18 protein-coding genes are annotated in these 19,085 nt (G+C 60.2%); 4 read left to right on the top strand and 14 right to left on the bottom strand.

Features of this window, described 5'->3' with window-relative positions; all coding sequences use genetic code 11:
* Positions 1-179: 179 nt before the first annotated feature.
* Complete coding sequence (locus ACS4NR_RS16060) at positions 180-728, bottom strand: sugar ABC transporter ATPase (RefSeq protein WP_083368004.1); 549 nt, start codon at positions 726-728, stop codon at positions 180-182.
* 173 nt (positions 729-901) lie between these two features.
* Complete coding sequence (locus ACS4NR_RS16065; protein ID WP_456017867.1) at positions 902-1,675, bottom strand: sulfite exporter TauE/SafE family protein; 774 nt, start codon at positions 1,673-1,675, stop codon at positions 902-904.
* Positions 1,676-1,775: 100 nt separating this feature from the next.
* Here ACS4NR_RS16065 and ACS4NR_RS16070 point away from each other — a divergent pair, with 100 nt between their 5' ends.
* From ACS4NR_RS16070 to leuA, 4 genes are all read left to right on the top strand, one after another.
* A complete protein-coding gene (locus ACS4NR_RS16070) occupies positions 1,776-2,690 on the top strand; it encodes a LysR family transcriptional regulator (RefSeq protein ID WP_456017868.1) in 915 nt (304 codons plus the stop codon).
* Positions 2,691-2,721: 31 nt separating this feature from the next.
* Positions 2,722-4,101, top strand: a complete 1,380-nt coding sequence (gene xseA / locus ACS4NR_RS16075; RefSeq protein WP_108183714.1) for an exodeoxyribonuclease VII large subunit — start codon at positions 2,722-2,724, stop codon at positions 4,099-4,101.
* Between the two features lie 3 nt (positions 4,102-4,104).
* On the top strand, positions 4,105-4,929 hold the full coding sequence (locus tag ACS4NR_RS16080) for a peptidoglycan DD-metalloendopeptidase family protein (RefSeq protein ID WP_456017869.1): 825 nt from the start codon (positions 4,105-4,107) through the stop codon (positions 4,927-4,929).
* A gap of 465 nt (positions 4,930-5,394) precedes the next feature.
* Complete coding sequence (leuA, locus tag ACS4NR_RS16085) at positions 5,395-7,074, top strand: 2-isopropylmalate synthase (protein ID WP_027612129.1); 1,680 nt, start codon at positions 5,395-5,397, stop codon at positions 7,072-7,074.
* A gap of 176 nt (positions 7,075-7,250) precedes the next feature.
* Here leuA and ACS4NR_RS16090 read toward each other — a convergent pair whose 3' ends face one another.
* The 12 genes from ACS4NR_RS16090 to iscX form a co-directional block, all read right to left on the bottom strand.
* Positions 7,251-8,042, bottom strand: coding sequence for an amidohydrolase (locus ACS4NR_RS16090; protein WP_166497535.1), 792 nt, complete (start codon positions 8,040-8,042; stop codon positions 7,251-7,253).
* Positions 8,030-9,178 carry a pyridoxal phosphate-dependent aminotransferase gene (locus tag ACS4NR_RS16095; protein ID WP_456017870.1) on the bottom strand — a complete coding sequence of 383 codons (1,149 nt, stop codon included), beginning with the start codon at positions 9,176-9,178 and terminating at the stop codon, positions 8,030-8,032. The genes ACS4NR_RS16090 and ACS4NR_RS16095 overlap by 13 nt, the downstream gene beginning before the upstream one ends.
* Before the next feature lie 248 nt (positions 9,179-9,426).
* Positions 9,427-10,899 (bottom strand): ribosome biogenesis GTPase Der, encoded by a 1,473-nt coding sequence (gene der, locus ACS4NR_RS16100; protein WP_027612132.1) that lies wholly within the window; start codon positions 10,897-10,899, stop codon positions 9,427-9,429.
* Positions 10,900-11,111: 212 nt separating this feature from the next.
* Positions 11,112-12,263, bottom strand: coding sequence for an outer membrane protein assembly factor BamB (gene bamB / locus ACS4NR_RS16105; RefSeq protein ID WP_095136893.1), 1,152 nt, complete (start codon positions 12,261-12,263; stop codon positions 11,112-11,114).
* On the bottom strand, positions 12,256-12,897 hold the full coding sequence (locus ACS4NR_RS16110; RefSeq protein ID WP_003227886.1) for a tetratricopeptide repeat protein: 642 nt from the start codon (positions 12,895-12,897) through the stop codon (positions 12,256-12,258). Before ACS4NR_RS16110 ends, bamB begins: the two co-directional genes overlap by 8 nt.
* Before the next feature lie 41 nt (positions 12,898-12,938).
* Positions 12,939-14,228, bottom strand: coding sequence for a histidine--tRNA ligase (hisS, locus tag ACS4NR_RS16115; protein WP_003227887.1), 1,290 nt, complete (start codon positions 14,226-14,228; stop codon positions 12,939-12,941).
* Positions 14,229-14,264: 36 nt separating this feature from the next.
* Positions 14,265-15,374 (bottom strand): flavodoxin-dependent (E)-4-hydroxy-3-methylbut-2-enyl-diphosphate synthase, encoded by a 1,110-nt coding sequence (gene ispG, locus ACS4NR_RS16120; RefSeq protein WP_025109215.1) that lies wholly within the window; start codon positions 15,372-15,374, stop codon positions 14,265-14,267.
* Between the two features lie 3 nt (positions 15,375-15,377).
* Positions 15,378-16,415, bottom strand: coding sequence for a RodZ domain-containing protein (locus tag ACS4NR_RS16125; protein ID WP_253150364.1), 1,038 nt, complete (start codon positions 16,413-16,415; stop codon positions 15,378-15,380).
* The gene (pilW, locus tag ACS4NR_RS16130) at positions 16,415-17,173 is read right to left on the bottom strand and encodes a type IV pilus biogenesis/stability protein PilW (protein ID WP_007964430.1); all 759 of its coding nucleotides are present in this window, start codon (positions 17,171-17,173) and stop codon (positions 16,415-16,417) included. Before pilW ends, ACS4NR_RS16125 begins: the two co-directional genes overlap by 1 nt.
* A gap of 12 nt (positions 17,174-17,185) precedes the next feature.
* The gene (gene rlmN / locus ACS4NR_RS16135) at positions 17,186-18,334 is read right to left on the bottom strand and encodes a 23S rRNA (adenine(2503)-C(2))-methyltransferase RlmN (RefSeq protein WP_003227893.1); all 1,149 of its coding nucleotides are present in this window, start codon (positions 18,332-18,334) and stop codon (positions 17,186-17,188) included.
* A 28-nt stretch (positions 18,335-18,362) separates the two neighbouring features.
* A complete protein-coding gene (gene ndk, locus ACS4NR_RS16140; protein WP_007964426.1) occupies positions 18,363-18,788 on the bottom strand; it encodes a nucleoside-diphosphate kinase in 426 nt (141 codons plus the stop codon).
* Between the two features lie 88 nt (positions 18,789-18,876).
* Positions 18,877-19,077, bottom strand: coding sequence for a Fe-S cluster assembly protein IscX (gene iscX / locus ACS4NR_RS16145; RefSeq protein WP_103520545.1), 201 nt, complete (start codon positions 19,075-19,077; stop codon positions 18,877-18,879).
* Between the last annotated feature and the right edge of the window lie 8 nt (positions 19,078-19,085).

The raw sequence follows: 19,085 nt of genomic DNA on the forward strand, positions 1-19,085 counted from the left end.
ATAGTCAGACACCCCCTGCTGTTCAATGTAAAACTCAACCTGATATCAATGTTACTGATATACGGAAAACCCTGCTTTTTGTAGGAGCTGCCGAAGGCTGCGATCTTTTGCTCTGGATTCTCGAAAACAAAAGCAAAAGATCGCAGCCTTCGGCAGCTCCTACAGGGACAAATTCAGGGTCAGAGTTCGACTTTTACCCAGCTGACAGGCTGGTCGAGCCAATCGGCGAACTCATCGATAAAGCTCTGCTTGAACCCTGCTTCCAGCCAGTTGTTGAAGATGAAACCCAAGTTGGAAAATGCACATTCCTGCAAGTACAGAAAGCCGTTGATATCGTCTTCATGCCCGCATTCCGGGCAGGTGAAGTTGTCGGTGCGGCCTGGAAACCAGTCTTCGAGGCTTTCGAACAGCGCTTCGCCGACTTCGCGGCGGCATTCGGCGCACCCGGCTTCTTCGAGAAAACCCTTGGCCGGGGTGTAGATGCAGCGCTTGACGATGATCTCCAACCCATTGATCGGCTCACCGAAGGGTAGCGCTTCGGGGTGCAGCACCACCGCACGCGCGCCGTCGGCAATCGCATGGGCCATGCGGTTGCCGGTGCGGCCGCAAGTGGTCAGCTGTTCTTCGATGATGTTCTTGCGCACCAGCCAGCGCACGATCGCCCGCGCCCGGGGCTCGTGGACCGGCAGGGTGGAGATTTTCGGGACGATGATGCTTTGCGAATTCATGGTGCAAGCCTGCTGCAAATACCGAGATTTACCCCTGTAGGAGTGAGCCTGCTCGCGATAGCGGTGGGTCAGACACATCAAGATCAACTGATACACCGCTATCGCGAGCAGGCTCACTCCTACAAAGGAATTGCGGCCGGCAGCTTAATCCCTGAAGAAATCCGGTCAAGTACTCACGCCATACTAATAATGTAGCGCCCGATCAACGCAATCCCGCTCGCCAGCACCAGCCAGGTCACCAATCGCACAAACGCCTCGCGCGACAAGCGCATCGTCAACCGCCGCCCGATCCACAAGCCCAGCGCCATGGCCGGCAACAGACACAGCGCCAACATCAACAAGGGTAGCTCGGCATACACCCCGGCGATGGCGAACAGGCTCAAACGCACCACCGTACTGCAACTGATCAGCGCACTTTGTGTGGCCCGCGCCGGGTCCTTGGGCAGGCGGCTGTTGAGATAGATCGCATATAAAAAGCCGCCGCTGCCAAACAGCGCGCCAAACAGCCCGCCCACCGTGCCCATCGGCAATGCCCATGCAGCAGACAACTGCGTCGGCCGGGTTTTCACCCACAGGCTGTAAACCGCATAGGCACTGATGAACAGCCCCATCAATAGCAGCAACAGATCGGATTTGAGGTTGAGCAGGAAAATCACCCCCAACGTGCACCCCACCGCCATGCACGGCAGCAGCCGCAACAACTCGGATTTCGCCACGTCCCGGCGCGAGGGCAGCAGATTACCGAACGCCGCGACGAAATCCAGCAACACCAGCAGCGGCACGATTTTCGACAACGGCATGAACAGAATCAGAATCGGTCCCGCGACCAACGCCGTGCCGAATCCGGCAATCCCGAACACGATATAGGCCAATCCGATTCCCAAGCCGATCACCACCCAGCCGCCCGCGCCCCACGCCCATTCACTCAACAACCCCGCCACGCTCATCGATCCGCTTCCTTTATAAGCCTGTGATGACTTTAGCCAGCGCCAAGCGTTGCGACTAATATGATCAAAGTCGCTCACTCATCTCGAAAAGGCATACCTGGTGCTTTCAACCCGTCAATTGCGCTACTTCGTGGAAATCGCCGAATGCGGCAGTTTCAGCGCCGCCGCTGAACGCCTGTTCATCGCGCAGTCAGCGCTGAGCCGGCAGATCAAGGACATGGAAAACCGCCTGCAAACCCCGCTGTTCGAACGCACCGCGCGCCAGCCCCGGCTCACGGCGGCGGGTGAGGCGTTTTTGCCGCGGGCCAGAAACCTGCTCAATGAACTGAGCAAAGCCTGCGCGATGGCCACTGAGGTCGGCAATGGTCAGCTCGGCACCTTGCGCCTGAGTCATTCCAGCACCGTGTCGATCAGTGGGCAGTTATTACGTCGGATCAGCACTTATCTCGATCAGCAGCGAGGCGTGTCGCTGGACATCGGCAAGTTGTCCTCCGAAGCGCAGCTTGAGGAGCTGGCCGAAGGTCGCCTCGACATTGGCCTGTTGCGCCTGCCAGTGTTGCGTCAGCGCGAAGGCATTCAGGTTGTACCGTTGTTCACCGAACGCCTGCTGCTGGCGGTGCCGAACGATCATCACCTGGCCGATTCAGCCGCTGTCGAATTGGCGCAACTGAAGGACGAGCCGTTTATCTCGATCCCGCATCCGCAGCGTGGCGGGCTCAGCTATTTGTGTGCCGACCTGTGTATGCGTCAGGGCTTTTTTCCCAAAGCGGCGCGGGTGATGTCGCGCAAGACTACGCAGTTGCAGTTGATCCAGGCTGGATTCGGCATCGCCCTGCTGCCCGAATCAATGCAGGACATCGCCCCCGGCGGCGTGCGATTTCTGCCGCTGAGCGATCCCGATTGCCAAAGCACCGTCGCCCTCGCCCATCGCCAGAATCCAACGCCACTGGTTCAACACTTCATCCAGACCTTCACAAATCCCCCCCACAATTGGTTTTGTGTTGGGTCATGGTGATCGACAGGCAAATGCCCTTAAACTGCGCCCCATGATTAAAGATCCCTTTGCAAGACTTGGCCTGGACCGTGAAGTCCTGACCGTCAGCCAGCTCAACGGCCGCGCGCGGGTGTTGCTCGAAGACGTGTTCAGCAACATCTGGGTCGAAGGCGAAATCTCCAACCTCGCCCGCCCGGCGTCCGGCCACGTGTATTTCACCCTCAAGGACAGCGGGGCGCAGGTGCGTTGCGCGCTGTTCCGCAATAATGCGGCGCGGGTGCGCCAGGCGTTGAAGGACGGCCTGGCCGTGAAGGTGCGCGGCAAGGTCTCGCTGTTCGAAGGGCGTGGCGACTATCAGCTGATTCTCGATACCGTGGAGCCGGCCGGTGACGGCGCGCTGCGTCTGGCCTTCGATGCGCTGAAGGAAAAGCTCAGCGCCGAAGGTCTGTTCAGTGCCGAACGCAAAGTCCCGCTGCCGGCGCATCCGCAACGTATCGGCATCATCAGTTCGCCGACCGGCGCGGTGATTCGCGACATCATCAGCGTGTTCCGCCGCCGGGCGCCGCAGGTGCAACTGACGCTGATCCCGACTGCCGTGCAGGGCCGTGAAGCCACCGCGCAAATCGTCCGCGCGCTGAAAATGGCCGACGCCCGTGGTTTCGACGCGCTGATCCTCGCCCGTGGCGGTGGTTCGCTGGAAGACCTCTGGTGCTTCAACGAAGAAGCCGTGGCCCGCGCGGTCGATGCCTGCGTGACGCCGATTGTCAGCGCCGTCGGGCATGAGACCGACGTGTCGATCAGTGATTTCGTGGCTGACGTGCGCGCACCAACGCCCTCCGCTGCCGCCGAGCTGCTGGCCCCGGATTCGAGTCACCTGATCCGTCAGGTCGAAAGCCTGCACCGGCGTCTGGTGATGCGCATGCGCGACCGGCTAATGCGCGATCGTCTGCGCCTGGAAGGCATGGCCCGCCGCCTGCGCCACCCCGGCGAACGCCTGCGTCAGCAAGCACAACGCCTGGATGACCTGGACATGCGCATGCGCCGGGCCTTCGAGCGCCAACTGAATACCCGCCGCGAGCGTTTGATCCGTCTGGAAACCCGCCTCGCCGGGCAACACCCGGGACGCCAATTGGCGATGCTGCGCCAGCGCCTCGACAGCCTCGCCGAACGCCTGCCGCGAGCCATGCGCGAAGGTCTGAAAAGCCGTCGCCTGCAATTGCACAGTCAGATGCAGACGCTGCATGTGGTCAGTCCGCTGGCAACCCTCGGCCGTGGCTACAGCATTCTGCTGGATGAACGCGGGCACGCCATTCGCAACGCCGCGCAGACCCACACCGGCCAACGCCTGAAGGCCAGACTGGGCGAAGGCGAACTGCAAGTGCGCGTCGAGGACAATCACCTGACGCCTGTCACCCTCTCTTTACTGGACTGATCCATGCCACGCTTTTTTGCTCCGTTATTGTTGCTGTGCCTGACCACCTTCAACGCCCACGCCGACAGCTACATCACCCGTTTGCTGAACAAACCGGTGCCGGGCGGCGTCGCGGTGATTGATCTGGGCAGCGCCGCGCAGGCGCCAAAAGCCACCTATCAGGGCAAACCGGTGCTGGTGGTGAAAGAACAGAACAACTGGCTGGCGATTGTCGGTGTGCCGCTGACGGTCAAACCCGGCAGCCAGCAGATCAGCAGCGGCGGGCGTAATCTGCCGTTCACCGTTGGCACCAAGAAATATCCGGAACAGCACATCACCCTGAAGAACACTCAACAGGTCAATCCGAACCCGGCCAATCTCAAGCGCATCGAGGGTGAACTGGCCGAGCAGATCAAGGCTTACCGCAGCTTCAGCCCGAACACTCCGAGCAACCTGCTGCTGGACAAACCGGTCAACGGGCCGCTGTCGAGCAAGTTCGGTGTGCGCCGCTTCTTCAACGGCGAAGAGCGCAACCCCCATGCCGGCCTCGACTTTGCGGTGCCGGCCGGCACGCCGATCAAGACCCCGGCAGCGGGCAAAGTGATTCTGACCGGCAACTACTTCTTCAACGGCAACACGGTGTTTGTCGATCACGGGCAGGGCTTTATCAGCATGTTCTGCCACATGTCGAAAATCGACGTGAAGGTCGGCGATCAACTGGCCCGTGGCGCGGTGGTGGGCAAGGTCGGCTCGACCGGCCGGGCGACCGGGCCGCACATGCACTGGAACATCAGCCTGAATGATGCGCGGGTGGATCCGGCGATTTTCATTGGAGCATTTCAGCCGTAATTCCTGATTGAGGCTACCGGCCCCTTCGGGAGCAAGCCCCCTCCCACACTGGATTTGTGTTGTAAACACGATCAACTGTGGGAGCGGGCTTGCTCGCGAAGGCGGCCCATCTCACACCGCAAATACTGCTCACACCCCCACCAGTTTCAATTGCGCCCCAATCCAACCCCGCGCAAACATCAATAAGATCATCCGCCTGAAGCACAATAAAATCGCGCCAATCGCAGCTTTTCGAGTATTCCTCTCAATTTTTTTCGACTGCTTGCCATCCTCTCCCCTCGCGGTTAGGGTTGAAGGCATGAAAACCTCTCACACCCTTATTCAGCTTCGCCAGCACCGCAGTCTGTGCCTCGTCAGCGCACGACTGCCGGGCTGAATCGCTGCGCCTCGTCCCAAGCTGTTCCCCGAACATTCGTTCCACCGGCAGGCCGCCTCTTTTCGGCCCAGACAATAAGGAATTTCCCGATGAGCATGCTCAAAGACCCGTCTTCGAAATACCGCGCTTTCCCCGTCATCAATCTGCCGGATCGCACCTGGCCGTCGAAAACCATCGACGCCGCGCCGATCTGGTGCAGCTCCGACCTGCGTGACGGCAACCAGTCGCTGATCGAGCCGATGGACGCGGTGAAGAAGCTGCGCTTCTGGAAAACCCTCGTGCAGGTCGGTGTGAAGGAAATCGAAGCCTCGTTCCCGGCCGCTTCGCAAACCGACTTCGACTTCGTGCGTACCCTGATCGAAGAAGGCCACATCCCGGACGACACCACCATTCAGGTGCTGACCCAGGGCCGCGAAGACCTGATCGAGCGCACCTTCGAATCCCTGCGCGGGGCGAAGAAAGCCATCGTTCACCTGTACAACGCCACCTCGCCGTCCTTTCGTCGCATCGTCTTCAACCAGGACAAGGACGGCATCAAGGCGATCGCGGTCAACGCCGCCAAGCTGTTCGTCAAATACGCAGCGATGCAGCCGGACACCGAGTGGACTTTCGAATACTCGCCGGAAACCTTCAGCGCCACCGAGCTGGAGTTCGCCAAGGAAGTCTGTGACGCGGTGATCGAGGTCTGGAACCCGACGCCTGAGCACAAGATGATCCTCAACCTGCCGGCCACCGTTGAATGCGCAACGCCGAACGTCTACGCCGACCAGATCGAATGGTTCGGCCGCAACATCAACCGTCGTGACAGCGTGATCATCAGCCTGCACACCCACAACGACCGTGGCACCGGCGTCGCCGCTACCGAGCTGGGCCTGATGGCCGGCGCAGATCGCGTCGAAGGCTGCCTGTTCGGCAACGGCGAGCGTACCGGTAACGTCGACCTGGTCACCGTGGCACTGAACATGTACACCCAGGGCGTTGACCCTGAGCTGGACTTCTCCGACATCGACGGCGTGCGCAAAGTCGTTGAAGAGTGCAACCAGATCCAGGTGCACCCGCGCCACCCGTACGTCGGCGACCTGGTCCACACCGCATTCTCCGGCTCGCACCAGGACGCAATCCGCAAGGGCTTCGCCCAGCAGAAACCGGACACCCTGTGGGAAGTGCCGTACCTGCCGATCGACCCGGCCGACATCGGCCGCAGCTATGAGGCAGTGATTCGTGTGAACAGCCAGTCGGGCAAGGGCGGTATCGCCTACTTGCTGGAGCAGGAATACGGCATCAGCCTGCCGCGACGCATGCAGATCGAGTTCAGCCAGGTGGTGCAGCGGGAAACCGACCGCCTCGGCCTGGAGATGACCGCCAAGCAGATCCACTCGCTGTTGATCAGCGAATACCTGCAAGCCAACACCCCGTACGCGCTGGTCAGCCATCGCCTGCAGGAAGAAAACGGCAACAGCGCCGTCGAAGTGGAAGTGGCGAGCAAGGGTCAGGGCGAAACCAACCTGCACTGGCGCGGCAAGGGCAACGGTGCGCTGGAAGCACTGGTGGCCGGCCTGCCGATTCCGGTGGAGATCATGGACTACAACGAACACGCGATCGGCGCGGGCACCAACGCCAAGGCAGCGGCTTACATCGAGCTGCGAGTGAACGGTGAACGTGCGGTGCACGGCGTGGGTATCGATGAAAACATCACCACTGCCAGCTTCAAGGCGCTGTTCAGTGCGCTGAACCGCTCGTTGAGCCAGCCGGAAGCGAAAGCGGCGTAAGCTTCGCTGAAATGCAAAAGGCCCCGGAGTGTGAATTCCGGGGCCTTTTTTATGCCTGCTGGTTTTGTATTGCCTGATCTGGCCTCTTCGCGAGCAAGCCCGCTCCCACAGGGTAATGCGCTCTACCTGTGGGAGCGGGCTTGCTCGCGAAAGCGCTCGCTCAAGCGAAGCGAATATCAAGTGAGTTGGAAGGTATCCGCATCCAGATTCGCCGGAAAACGCTCGCGATACGCCGCCAATGACGCGGCCTCCAGCACAACCTTGAACACGCCGTCGGCCTCCCCCGCCGCCAGCAACGTCTCGCCCTGGAAATCCAGCACCTGACTGTCGCCGGTATAGGCAAAGCCCTTGCCGTCGGTGCCGATCCGGTTCACCGCCGCCACGTAGCACAGGTTTTCAATCGCCCGCGCCGGCAACAAGCGGTTCCAGTGCAGACGCCGCGCACCCGGCCAGTTGGCGGTGTACAGCAGCAGATCGGTGTCCTGCGCGTCGCGACTCCACACCGGGAAACGCAGGTCGTAGCAAATCAGCGGCCGAATGCGCCAACCCTTGAGCTCAAACTGCACCTGGCGCTCGCCGGGGGTGTAGTGATTGTGTTCGCCCGCCATGCGGAACAGGTGGCGCTTGTCGTAATGCCAGACTTCACCGTCCGGGCGCGCCCACAGCAGGCGATTGCGATGGCTACCGTCCGCCGCCTGAATGATCACGCTGCCGGTGATCACCGCATTCAGTTTCGCGGCCTGCTCCTTCATCCATTTGCTGGTCGGGCCATGCTCGGCTTCGGCGAGGGTTTCCGATTCCATGGAGAAACCAGTGGTGAACATCTCCGGCAGGATGATCAGGTCGGCGCCTCGGGCCTGCTCCAGCAGCACCTCGAAGTGCTCGAGGTTGGCCTGACGGTCATGCCAGGCCAGGCTGGTCTGGATCAGCGCCAGATTGAGATCGGGCAACGCACTCAGATCACGCATAGTTTTGCCGCTGCCTCGCGCAGCGTCTCCTCGCGTTTGGCAAAGCACAGGCGCACCAGGCGCTGGCCTTCGGGTGGATTCTGATAAAACACCGACACCGGAATGCTCGCCACGCCGTGTTCGCGGGTCATCCAGATCGCCATGTCGACGTCGTTCAAGTCAGGGCGGATCTGCGAGTAGTCGACCAACTGGAAATACGTGCCGGTGACGCGGGTGAAGGTGAAGCGCGACGGCGTCAGCAAGTCGCAGAACAGGTCGCGCTTGGCCTGATAGAAACCCGGCAGCTCTTCAACATGTTCCGGGTGTTCGGCCATGTAATCGGCCAGGGCGTATTGCAGCGGCGTGACACCGCAGAAACTGACGTACTGGTGCACCTTGCGCAGCTCGGCGGTCAGCGCCGGGGGCGCAACCACGTAGCCGGTTTTCCAGCCCGTCACGTGGTAAGTCTTGCCAAACGAACTGACAACGAACGCGCGCTGATACAGCTCTTCGTGGGCCAGCACGCTGACATGCGGCACGCCGTCGAACACCAGGTGTTCGTAGACTTCATCGCTGATCAGGTAGATGTCCCGCCCCCGGATCAACTCCGCCAGTTGATCGAGCTCGGCACGGCTGATCAGTGCACCGCTCGGGTTGTGCGGGGTGTTGATGACGATCATTTTCGTGCGCGGGCTAAGGGCCGCGGCGAGCTTGTCGAAATCGATGGAGAAATCGTGCGGATTCAGTTGCACATGCACGCAGCGGCCGCCCGCCAGCTGCGTCGCCGGCTCATAGCTGTCGTAGCACGGATCGAACACGATGACTTCGTCGCCGCTGTGGATAACCGCCTGAATCGCACAGAAGATCGCCTGGGTGGCACCCGGCGTCACGGTCACTTCGCTGTCGGCGTCGACTTTCACGCCATAGCTGCGCGCGATTTTCGCCGCGATCTGCTCGCGCAGCGCCGGCAGGCCGGTCATCGGTGAATACTGGTTATGGCCGCTGGCGATATGCCGACCGACCGCGTCACGCAGGGACTGCGGGCCGTCGAAATCAGGAAAACCCTGGGACAGGTTAATCGCTCCGGTCTGCGCCGCGAGCTGAGACATCTGCGTGAAAATAGTGATGCCGACATCCGGCAGCTTACTGGTGATCATCGAGGGGTTCCCTGCTCTACACCCGGCTCTGACGACGGCGCGGGAGAGCCCGAGAATAGCCCATCCGGCGCCCATAAAAAAAGGGCGCCCGACTGAGCACCCTTCTTTCATTTATACCGCAGCAACCTTGTGGCGAGGGGATTTATCCCCGATCGGCTGCGAAGCAGTCGCAAACCCTATGACAGGTATTTGGGGCCGCTGCGCAGCCCCTCGGGGATAAATCCCCTCACCACAAAGGCTGCGAAAAATCACTTCTTGTCGCGGCGCTTCTTGCTGGCTTTCTTGTTGTGCGACATCAAACGACGCTTCTTGTTGACCTGGCGGTCGGTGAGCGTGTTCTTGTTGCCTTCGTACGGGTTTTCGCCACCCTTGAACTCGATGCGAATCGGCGTACCGACCAGCTTCAGCACACGGCGGTAAGTGTTCTCCAGATAGCGCACATACGACTTCGGCACTTTCTCGATCTGGTTACCGTGGATCACGATGATCGGCGGGTTCGCACCCCCCAGGTGAGCGTAACGCAGCTTGATCCGGCGGCTGTTGACCATCGGCGGCTGGTGCTCGCTGACCGCGTCTTCGAGAATCTGCGTCAGGCGGCTGGTCGGCCAGCGGGTAACCGCGGACTTGAACGAGTTCTGCACCGAGGCGTAGAGGTTGCCCACGCCAGTGCCGTGCAGCGCCGAGATGAAGTGGATATCGGCGAAGTCGACGAAGAACAGCCGACGTTGCAGCTCGACCTTCACAAAGTCGCGCTCGCTCGGGGTCATGCCGTCCCATTTGTTGATCGCGATCACCAGTGCACGGCCGGCTTCGAGGGCGAAGCCCAACAGGTTGAGGTCGTGATCGACCACGCCTTCGCGGGCGTCCATCACGAAGATCACCACGTTGGCGTCTTTGATCGCCTGCAGGGTTTTGACCACGGAGAATTTTTCGACTTCTTCGTGGATCTTGCCGCGCTTGCGCACACCGGCGGTGTCGATCAGCGTGTACTTCTCGTCGTTACGCTCAAACGGAATGTAGATACTGTCGCGGGTGGTGCCGGGTTGGTCGTAGACGATTACCCGGTCTTCACCGAGCATGCGGTTGACCAGAGTCGACTTGCCGACGTTCGGACGGCCGATGATGGCGATCTTGATCCCGTCTTTTTCGCTCGGGCCAGGAATGCGCTTGGCTTCCTCGCCTTCGGCAACGATCTCTTCCTCTTCGCCTTCCGCCGGTTCGTCATCATCACGCGGGAAATCGCTCAGTGCCGCTTCCAGCAGTTGAGTGATACCACGGCCGTGAGCACCAGCGATCGGGATCGCGTGGCCCATGCCCAGCGGGGCAAACTCAGCGCGGGCCATTTCCGGGTCGATGTTGTCGACCTTGTTGGCAACCACGTGGGAACGCTTGTTACGCTTGCGCAAGTGTTCGGCGATCATCTGGTCGGCGGCGGTGAAACCGGCCTTGGCATCTACCAGGAACAGCACAACATCCGCTTCTTCAATGGCCAGCAGCGACTGCTCGGCCATTTTTTCGTCCATACCGTGTTCGTCACCGGAGATACCGCCGGTGTCGATCAGAATGTAGGAACGCCCTTGCCACTTGGCCTCACCGTACTGGCGATCACGGGTCAGACCGGACAAGTCGCCAACGATGGCGTCACGCGTCCTGGTCAGGCGGTTGAACAAGGTGGATTTGCCGACGTTCGGTCGGCCCACCAGGGCGATTACGGGAACCATGCGGCTCTCCACTTCGTTATTTCAGAAAATACAAAAGCCGCTGCGAGGCAGCGGCTGGTGCTCGGGGCAACACTGTGGGAGCGGGCTTGCTCGCGAAAAACCGTAGCAGCACCGCGTTTATTCAGGCTGTACGCGTCTTCGTTGACGCCCTTCGCGAGCAAGCCCGCTCCCACAAATGAAGCTGCCTGGGGCGTTAACCCCAAGCATAGTTGTTACTTGATGGTCAGGGCTTCCAGTTTGCCGCTGTTGCCATACACATAGATCGTGTTGCCCACCACCAGCGGACGGGCACGCAGGCCGTCACTGTCGATACGCTCACGACCCACAAAACGACCGTCCACCTGGCTCAACAGGTGCAGGTAACCTTCCATGTCACCAACGGCTACGTAGCTGGAGAACACTTCCGGCGCCGACAGCTGGCGACGAGCCAGCGAGTCGTTGCTCCACAGTGCAGTGGTCGAACGCTCGTCAACGCCTTCAACGGTGCCCGAAGACAGACTCACGTAGACGTTGCCGAAACCCTGGGCAACACCGGCATAGCTCGATGCATCGCGCTGCCAGAGCTGGCGACCGCTTTGCAGATCGAGTGCCGCAACGCGACCCTGATAGCTGGCAACGTACAGGGTTTCACCGGACAACAGCAGACCGCCGTCGATGTCGACCACGCGCTCCAGTTCCGAACGACCGGTTGGAATCGCGACCCGTTGTTCCCAGACCGGCACGCCGTTGGAAATGTCCAGGGCAACCACTTTACCGGTCGACAGGCCAGCCACCGCGAGGCGGTTGGTCACGACTGGCGCGCTGGTGCCGCGCAGGGTCAGGACCGCAGGGGTGCTGTCGTAAGTCCAGCGACGGTCGCCGGTAGCAGCGTCCAGACCGATCAGACGATCGTCCTGGGTCTGTACCACGACAACGTCACCGTTGTTGGCCGGCGGCGCGAGGACTTCGCTGGAAACCCGGGCGCGCCACTTCTCTTCGCCGTTGATGGCGTCGAGCGCAACGATTTCACCCTTGAGGGTACCGATCGTGACCAGACCGTAACCCACGCCAACGGCGCCGGAGACAGGCAGTTCAAGATCCTTTTTCCACTTCACGTCGCCATTGCTGCGATCCATGGCCATCAGCACGCCGGTCACATCGGCCGCGTAGATGGTGTCACCATCGATCGCCGGCACCAGCATGTTGTAGGTTTCGCCCTGACCGTCACCGATCGAGCGGCTCCACTGCTTTTGCAGAACCACTTCTTCTTTGAAGTCGGTCAGCTCGGCCGGTGGCAGTTCTTTTTTGCTGTTGCTGCTGCAACCCGCGGCCAGAATGGCCAGAGCCAGCAATGCTGCATGCTTCCAACGGATCACGTCACGCATCCCCTTTGGCCAGGTCGTCAAGCTTGATTTGAAGGCCACCGACTGCCGCTTCATCCGACAGTGCCGCCTTGGCTTTTTGATACGCGGTGTTCGCCTCGTCGGTACGACCCAGTTGAACCAGCAGATCACCCTTGAGTTCTTCGCGAGTGGCCAGGAACGCCTTGTCGGCATCGCCGTCGAGCAGCTTCAGGGCTTCATCGGCCTTGTTCTGGGCACCCAGCACCTGCGCCAGACGCTGACGGGCGATTTCGCCCAGCGCCGGGTTGGCCGGTTTGGCAACGATGGCTTTGAGTTCAGTCGCAGCGTCGTCCAGCTTTCCGCTGTCGACCGCTACTTTGGCCACGAACAGGCTGCCGTACTGCGCGTACGCGGTGCCGCCGAATTCGCTGTTGAGCTTGCCGGCCAGATCCGCAACGCGGGCAGCGTCAGGTTTGCCATCCGGGGTCAGCGTGGTTTCCAGCAGTTGCTGGTAGAGCACCGAGGCGCCTTGCGACTGGTTGCTCTGATACTTGTGATAAGCCTGCCAGCCGAACACGATGACCAGCGCCAACAGGCCGCCGGTGACCAGAGGTTTGCCGTTGCGTGTCCACCAGTCCTTCAAATCCGCCAACTGTTCGTCTTCGGTACTCGACACCCCAATACTCCTTAATCGCTAAATCGGCTGTTTAGACAGCTTCAACCCTGCACGACGCAGGTGGCCAGGTGAGCGGCAAGCGCATCCCAGGCAATGCTTTGTTGTTCGCCCTGGCCACGCAGGGGTTTGAAACCTACCACTTGCTGGGCCATTTCGTCGTCACCCAGGATCAGTGCATACAGCGCACCGCTCTTGTCGGCTTTCTTGAACTGGCTTTTGAAGCTGCCGGCGCCGGCATTGACTTGCAGACGCAGGTTCGGAAGCTGGTCACGCACACGCTCGGCCAGGGCCAGACCGGCCAGTTCGGCCTGCTCACCAAAGGCGCACAGGTAGACATCGACCTGACGGGAGATTTCTTCCGGGATCTGCTCCAGGGTTTCGAGCATCAACACCAGACGCTCGATGCCCATGGCGAAACCCACGCCGGCAGTCGGCTTGCCGCCCATCTGCTCGACCAGACCGTCGTAACGACCGCCCGCGCAGACAGTGCCCTGGGCGCCGAGCTTGTCGGTGACCCATTCAAATACGGTTTTGCTGTAGTAATCGAGGCCGCGCACCAGTTTCGGGTTGAGCACATACGGGATGCCAACCGCGTCCAGACGCGCCTTCAGACCTTCGAAGTGCGCACGGGATTCGTCATCCAGATAGTCGGCCATCTTCGGCGCATCGACCAGTACCGCCTGAGTGTCGGCATTTTTGGTGTCGAGCACGCGCAACGGGTTGGTTTTCAGGCGACGCTGGCTGTCTTCGTCGAGCTTGTCGTGGTGCGCCGAGAGGTACTCGACCAGCGCTTCACGATAGCGACCACGGGACTCGCTGGTGCCCAGACTGTTGAGTTCGAGCTTGACCGCATCACGGATACCCAGCTCGCCCCACAGGCGCCAGGTCATGATGATCAGCTCGGCGTCGATGTCCGGACCGTCGAGGTTGAACACTTCCAGACCGATCTGGTGGAACTGGCGATAACGGCCTTTCTGCGGACGCTCGTGGCGGAACATCGGGCCGATGTACCAGAGTTTCTGCACCTGACCACCGCCGGTAATGCCGTGCTCGAGCACCGCACGCACGCACGCCGCGGTGCCTTCCGGACGCAGGGTCAGGGAATCGCCGTTGCGGTCTTCGAAGGTGTACATCTCTTTTTCGACGATGTCGGTCACTTCACCGATCGAGCGCTTGAACAGCTCGGTGAACTCGACGATCGGCATGCGGATCTGCTTGTAACCGTAGTTATCCAGCAGACGCGCGACAGTGCCCTCGAAATAACGCCACAACGGGGTCTGTTCGGGCAGGATGTCGTTCATGCCACGAATGGCTTGCAGAGACTTGCTCACTTTAAATCCTTAAATTCGTTCGGCGCTTCAGTCAGGTCAGCCGCGTGCGATAACCGCTGCGTCAGCTTCGACCTTCTCGGCCGCTTTCTCGCGGATCAGCTTTTCCAGCTCGTCCACCAGATTGTCATTCGTCAGTTTCTGCGACGGCTTGCCGTCGATGTAAATCAGGTTTGGCGTGCCCCCGGTCAAGCCGATATGCGCTTCCTTGGCTTCGCCGGGGCCGTTGACCACACAACCGATCACCGCGACATCCAGCGGCACCAGCAGGTCTTCAAGGCGCCCTTCCAGCTCGTTCATGGTCTTGACCACATCGAAGTTCTGCCGCGAGCAGCTCGGGCAGGCGATGAAGTTGATGCCACGGGAACGCAGATGCAAAGACTTGAGAATGTCGTAACCGACCTTCACTTCCTCGACCGGATCGGCCGCCAGCGAGATGCGGATAGTATCGCCAATCCCCTCGGCGAGCAGCATACCTAGGCCCACGGCGGATTTCACTGTGCCCGAACGCAAACCACCGGCTTCAGTGATACCCAGGTGCAGCGGCTGGACAATTTCCTTGGCCAGCAGACGGTAGGCTTCAACGGCCATGAACACGTCGGAGGCTTTCACGCTGACCTTGAAGTCCTGGAAATTCAGGCGTTCGAGGTGCTCGACGTGACGCAGCGCGGACTCGACCAGCGCAGCCGGGGTCGGTTCGCCGTATTTCTTCTGCAGGTCTTTTTCCAGGGAACCGGCGTTGACACCGATGCGGATCGGAATCCCGCGGTCACGGGCGGCATCGACCACGGCGCGCACCCGGTCTTCACGCCCGATGTTGCCCGGGTTGATGCGCAGGCAATCCACACCCAGTTCGGCGACGCGCAGAGCGATCTTGTAGTCGAAGTGGATGTCGGCAACCAGCGGCACCTTGACCAGTTGCTTGATCTTGCCGAACGCCTCGGCGGCGTCCATGTCCGGTACCGAAACGCGGACGATGTCGACGCCGGCGGCTTCCAGACGATTGATCTGGGCGACGGTGGCAGCCACATCATTTGTGTCGCTGTTGGTCATGCTCTGCACAGCGATAGGCGCATCGCCACCAACAGGTACGTTACCGACCCAGATCTTGCGCGAAACGCGACGTTTGATTGGAGATTCGCCGTGCATGACTTATTGACCCAACTTCAGGCGAGCAGTCTCGCCACTGGTGAACGGAGCGATATCGACCGGTTGGCCGTTGTAGCTGACCTGTGCGGCGCGAGCTACACCCAGGCGTACCGCCAGTGGCGGCTTGCCGGAAACCGAAACGCTGTCGCCTTTATGTTTCAGACCGCTGAACAGCACTTTGCCACGACCGTCGGTGACCTGTGCCCAGCAATCGGCGGTGAACTGCAGTTGCACCTGACCGTCGCCGGCCGCTGGGACAGCTGCTTCTGCGGTCGGCGCAGGGGTAGCCGCTACCACTGGTGCGGTGACAGTCGGCGCTGGTGTGGCCGGAACGTTCGGTGCCGGAGTCGCCGGAGTGGCCACAACCGGGGCCGGCGTATGAACCGGTGCGGCTGGCGTGGTTGCAGCCGGGGCGGCTGGTGCGGTGGCCGGAGCAACTGGCTCGGCACCGGTCGATTCCGCGGTGGTTTCCGATTGTGGCAGTGCCAGCGCGGTTGCGGCTTCGGCCTGACCTTCGGCAACGGCCTGGTCTTCCGGCTCGTCGATCGGGTGAATCTGCGTGGTGCCGTCGGCGCCTTCGACTTCAACGTGCTCCGGGGCCAGGCTGGTCACGTCCTTGCTGCGCTGCGAGGTCTGATCCTGCCACCAGACGAAACCGCCGCCGATGACCGCGACCAGCAACAACAGACTGACAATACGCAAAATAGTGTGTGAAACCCGTACCGGCTCTTCGATACGGCCCAGCGCATGCACATTGCTGCCCTGTGAGTCGGTGCCGGTGGACTGGTCGAATTGCTGAACCAGAACGGTCTGGTCCATGCCGAGCAATTTGGCATAAGCGCGAATGTAACCGCGAGCGAAGGTATGCCCTGGCAGCTTGTCGAAAGCGCCAGCTTCAAGATTGCTCAGGGAAGTCACGGTGAGGTTGAGCTTGAGGGCCACTTCGGCCAGCGACCAGCCATTGCTTTCGCGGGCCTGGCGCAAAGTCTCACCGGGATTAACGCGATTCGCTGCTACAACTTCGGGATGCGCCGCTTTCATCATTGCTCCGACAGGTATTGCTGATATTCCGGCGTACCGGGATAGAGTCGTTTTAATTGCAGGCCATAACTGGCGGCCTTGTCGCGATCTTCAAACACTTTTGCCAGCCGAACACCGAGCAATAGACTACGTGCATTTTGCTCGGTTAGCAGGCTGAAACGGTCGTAATAGTCACGCGCGGGCACATAATGCCTGTCTTCGAAGGACAACTCAGCCATTTCCAGCAAAGCGCGCGGTTGTTGACGGTTCAGCCGCAGGGCTTTTTCCAGTTGCTGCTGTGCCAGATCCCGCTGACCGAGTTTCGAGGCGGTCATGCCGAGGTTCTCGAAGACTCGCGAACGCTCAGGATACAGTGTATCGGCGGCGGCCTGCTCAAAACGCTCGTAGGCTTCCTTGTAACGCTGTTCTTCGTAGAGAAAACTGCCGTAGTTATTGAGGATTCGTGCATCGGTGGGACGCGAGGACAGGGCTTTGCGGAAATGTTCGTCGGCCAGCTTCGGCTCCATTTCGGCCTGGAACACCAGCCCGAGGGCAGCGTTGGCATCAGGATCGGAGCCGTCCAGCTCCAGCGCCTTCTTCAGCGGCACCTTGGCGCGCTCGGTCATCCCTTGCTGCAAGTACCCCAGTCCCAGCTGCACGTAGGCGGCACGCGCTTCGTCGCGGCCCTTGCTGGTCTTCATCGGGTTGTAGTCACCCGACAGGACACAACCAGCACATAGGCTGGCCATCAGCAACAGCAGCGCAAAGCGCAGGGACATAGAGATCCTCTCTTAGTTAGTGTTCGCGGCGTTCTGTGCCAGATCGCTGTCGGCGCTCAACTCGCGCACGGCGATGTAACGTTCGCTGCGACGGGTGCGATCCAGCACCTGCCCTACCAATTGACCACATGCGGCGTCGATGTCTTCACCACGGGTGGTGCGCACAGTGACGTTGAAACCGGCCTGATGCAACTGATCCTGGAACCGACGAATGGCGTTGTTGCTCGGCCGCTCGTACCCCGAATGCGGGAACGGGTTGAACGGAATCAGGTTGATCTTGCACGGAATGTCTTTGAGCAGTTCGATCATTTCCACGGCGTGCTCAAGCTTGTCGTTGACGTCCTTGAGCAAGGTGTACTCGATGGTCAGCACACGTTTCTCACCCAGGGCGGACATGTAGCGCTGGCACGACTCGAGCAGCATCTTAAGCGGATATTTCTTGTTGATCGGCACCAATTGGTTACGCAATGCGTCATTCGGTGCGTGCAGGGACAACGCCAGGGAGACGTCAATGTGCTTGGCCAGCTCATCGATCATCGGCACCACGCCCGAAGTGGACAGGGTCACGCGGCGCTTGGAGATCCCGTAGCCCAGGTCATCCATCATCAGATGCATGGCGGCCACGACGTTGTCGAAGTTCAGCAGCGGTTCGCCCATGCCCATCATCACCACGTTGGTGATGGCGCGGTCGATGGTGGCGGGAACACTGCCGAAGGATTTGTTGGCAATCCACACCTGACCGATGACTTCGGCGGCGGTGAGGTTGCTGTTGAAGCCTTGCTTGCCGGTGGAGCAGAAACTGCAGTCCAGGGCACAGCCTGCCTGGGACGAAACGCACAGCGTGCCGCGTTTGCCCTGGGGAATGTACACGGTCTCGACACAGCTGCCGGACGCCACGCGCACCACCCACTTACGGGTGCCGTCGCTGGAAATGTCCTCGCTGACCACTTCGGGACCACGGACCTCAGCAATAGCCTTGAGCTTGTCGCGCAAGGCCTTGCTGACGTTCGTCATGGCGTCGAAATCATCGACGCCAAAGTGGTGAATCCATTTCATTACCTGACCGGCACGGAAACGCTTCTCCCCGATTGAGTCGAAGAATTTTTCCATTTCCGGCTGGGTCAGACCCAGCAGGTTTGTTTTAACAGTCGATGTAGTCATGGATTCACCTTCACTCTTTAAGCAATGCTTAGCGAGTGGTTACTTCAGTAGCTGCGAAGAAGTACGAGATTTCGCGAGCAGCAGCGGCTTCGGAGTCCGAACCGTGAACGGCGTTGGCGTCGATCGACTCGGCGAAGTCAGCACGGATGGTGCCGGCAGCAGCTTCTTTAGGGTTGGTAGCGCCCATCAGCTCACGGTTCAGAGCGATAGCGTTTTCGCCTTCCAGAACCTGAACAACAACAGGACCGGAGATCATGAAAGCAACCAGGTCGCCGAAGAAACCGCGCTCTTTGTGCTCAGCGTAGAAGCCTTCAGCTTCGGCTTTGGACAGTTGCTTCAGTTTCGAAGCTACAACGCGCAGGCCTGCTTTTTCGAAACGAGTGGTGATCTCGCCGATGACGTTTTTTGCAACAGCGTCAGGCTTGATGATGGAGAAAGTACGTTGAACAGCCATGGTGTAACTCCAGAAACAGTAATTTGCGAAAAATTAAACCCGCGAATTATACGCGGGTTCTTGGGTATTGCCTAACCTGCGGGGACGATCAGTCCAATTCTGCGGCCCAGAGCTCCTGAACCCTTTCCAACACCTTCTCGCCAACGCGGCCAGAGGTCTTATCGAAGTCAGGCAGCTCCTCGATCATATGCTGCAGACGGACGAAACCTACAGAGTACGGATCGAGCCCCTCGTGGGCCTCGGCCAGCTCTTCGGCAATACGTTGAACATCATTCCAACCGTAGCTCATGACAGTCT

Source organism: Pseudomonas sp. JQ36, assembly GCF_053851495.1.

What these genes read in the sequence shown, in the direction of transcription:
- ACS4NR_RS16060 (WP_083368004.1), bottom strand. Translation starts at nt 728, where the DNA reads ATGAATTCGCAAAGCATCATCGTCCCGAAAATCTCCACCCTGCCGGTC.
- ACS4NR_RS16065 (WP_456017867.1), bottom strand. Translation starts at nt 1,675, where the DNA reads ATGAGCGTGGCGGGGTTGTTGAGTGAATGGGCGTGGGGCGCGGGCGGC.
- xseA (WP_108183714.1), top strand. Translation starts at nt 2,722, where the DNA reads ATGATTAAAGATCCCTTTGCAAGACTTGGCCTGGACCGTGAAGTCCTG.
- ACS4NR_RS16080 (WP_456017869.1), top strand. Translation starts at nt 4,105, where the DNA reads ATGCCACGCTTTTTTGCTCCGTTATTGTTGCTGTGCCTGACCACCTTC.
- leuA (WP_027612129.1), top strand. Translation starts at nt 5,395, where the DNA reads ATGAGCATGCTCAAAGACCCGTCTTCGAAATACCGCGCTTTCCCCGTC.
- ACS4NR_RS16090 (WP_166497535.1), bottom strand. Translation starts at nt 8,042, where the DNA reads ATGCGTGATCTGAGTGCGTTGCCCGATCTCAATCTGGCGCTGATCCAG.
- ACS4NR_RS16095 (WP_456017870.1), bottom strand. Translation starts at nt 9,178, where the DNA reads ATGATCACCAGTAAGCTGCCGGATGTCGGCATCACTATTTTCACGCAG.
- der (WP_027612132.1), bottom strand. Translation starts at nt 10,899, where the DNA reads ATGGTTCCCGTAATCGCCCTGGTGGGCCGACCGAACGTCGGCAAATCC.
- bamB (WP_095136893.1), bottom strand. Translation starts at nt 12,263, where the DNA reads ATGCGTGACGTGATCCGTTGGAAGCATGCAGCATTGCTGGCTCTGGCC.
- ispG (WP_025109215.1), bottom strand. Translation starts at nt 15,374, where the DNA reads ATGCACGGCGAATCTCCAATCAAACGTCGCGTTTCGCGCAAGATCTGG.
- ACS4NR_RS16125 (WP_253150364.1), bottom strand. Translation starts at nt 16,415, where the DNA reads ATGAAAGCGGCGCATCCCGAAGTTGTAGCAGCGAATCGCGTTAATCCC.
- pilW (WP_007964430.1), bottom strand. Translation starts at nt 17,173, where the DNA reads ATGTCCCTGCGCTTTGCGCTGCTGTTGCTGATGGCCAGCCTATGTGCT.
- rlmN (WP_003227893.1), bottom strand. Translation starts at nt 18,334, where the DNA reads ATGACTACATCGACTGTTAAAACAAACCTGCTGGGTCTGACCCAGCCG.
- ndk (WP_007964426.1), bottom strand. Translation starts at nt 18,788, where the DNA reads ATGGCTGTTCAACGTACTTTCTCCATCATCAAGCCTGACGCTGTTGCA.
- iscX (WP_103520545.1), bottom strand. Translation starts at nt 19,077, where the DNA reads ATGAGCTACGGTTGGAATGATGTTCAACGTATTGCCGAAGAGCTGGCC.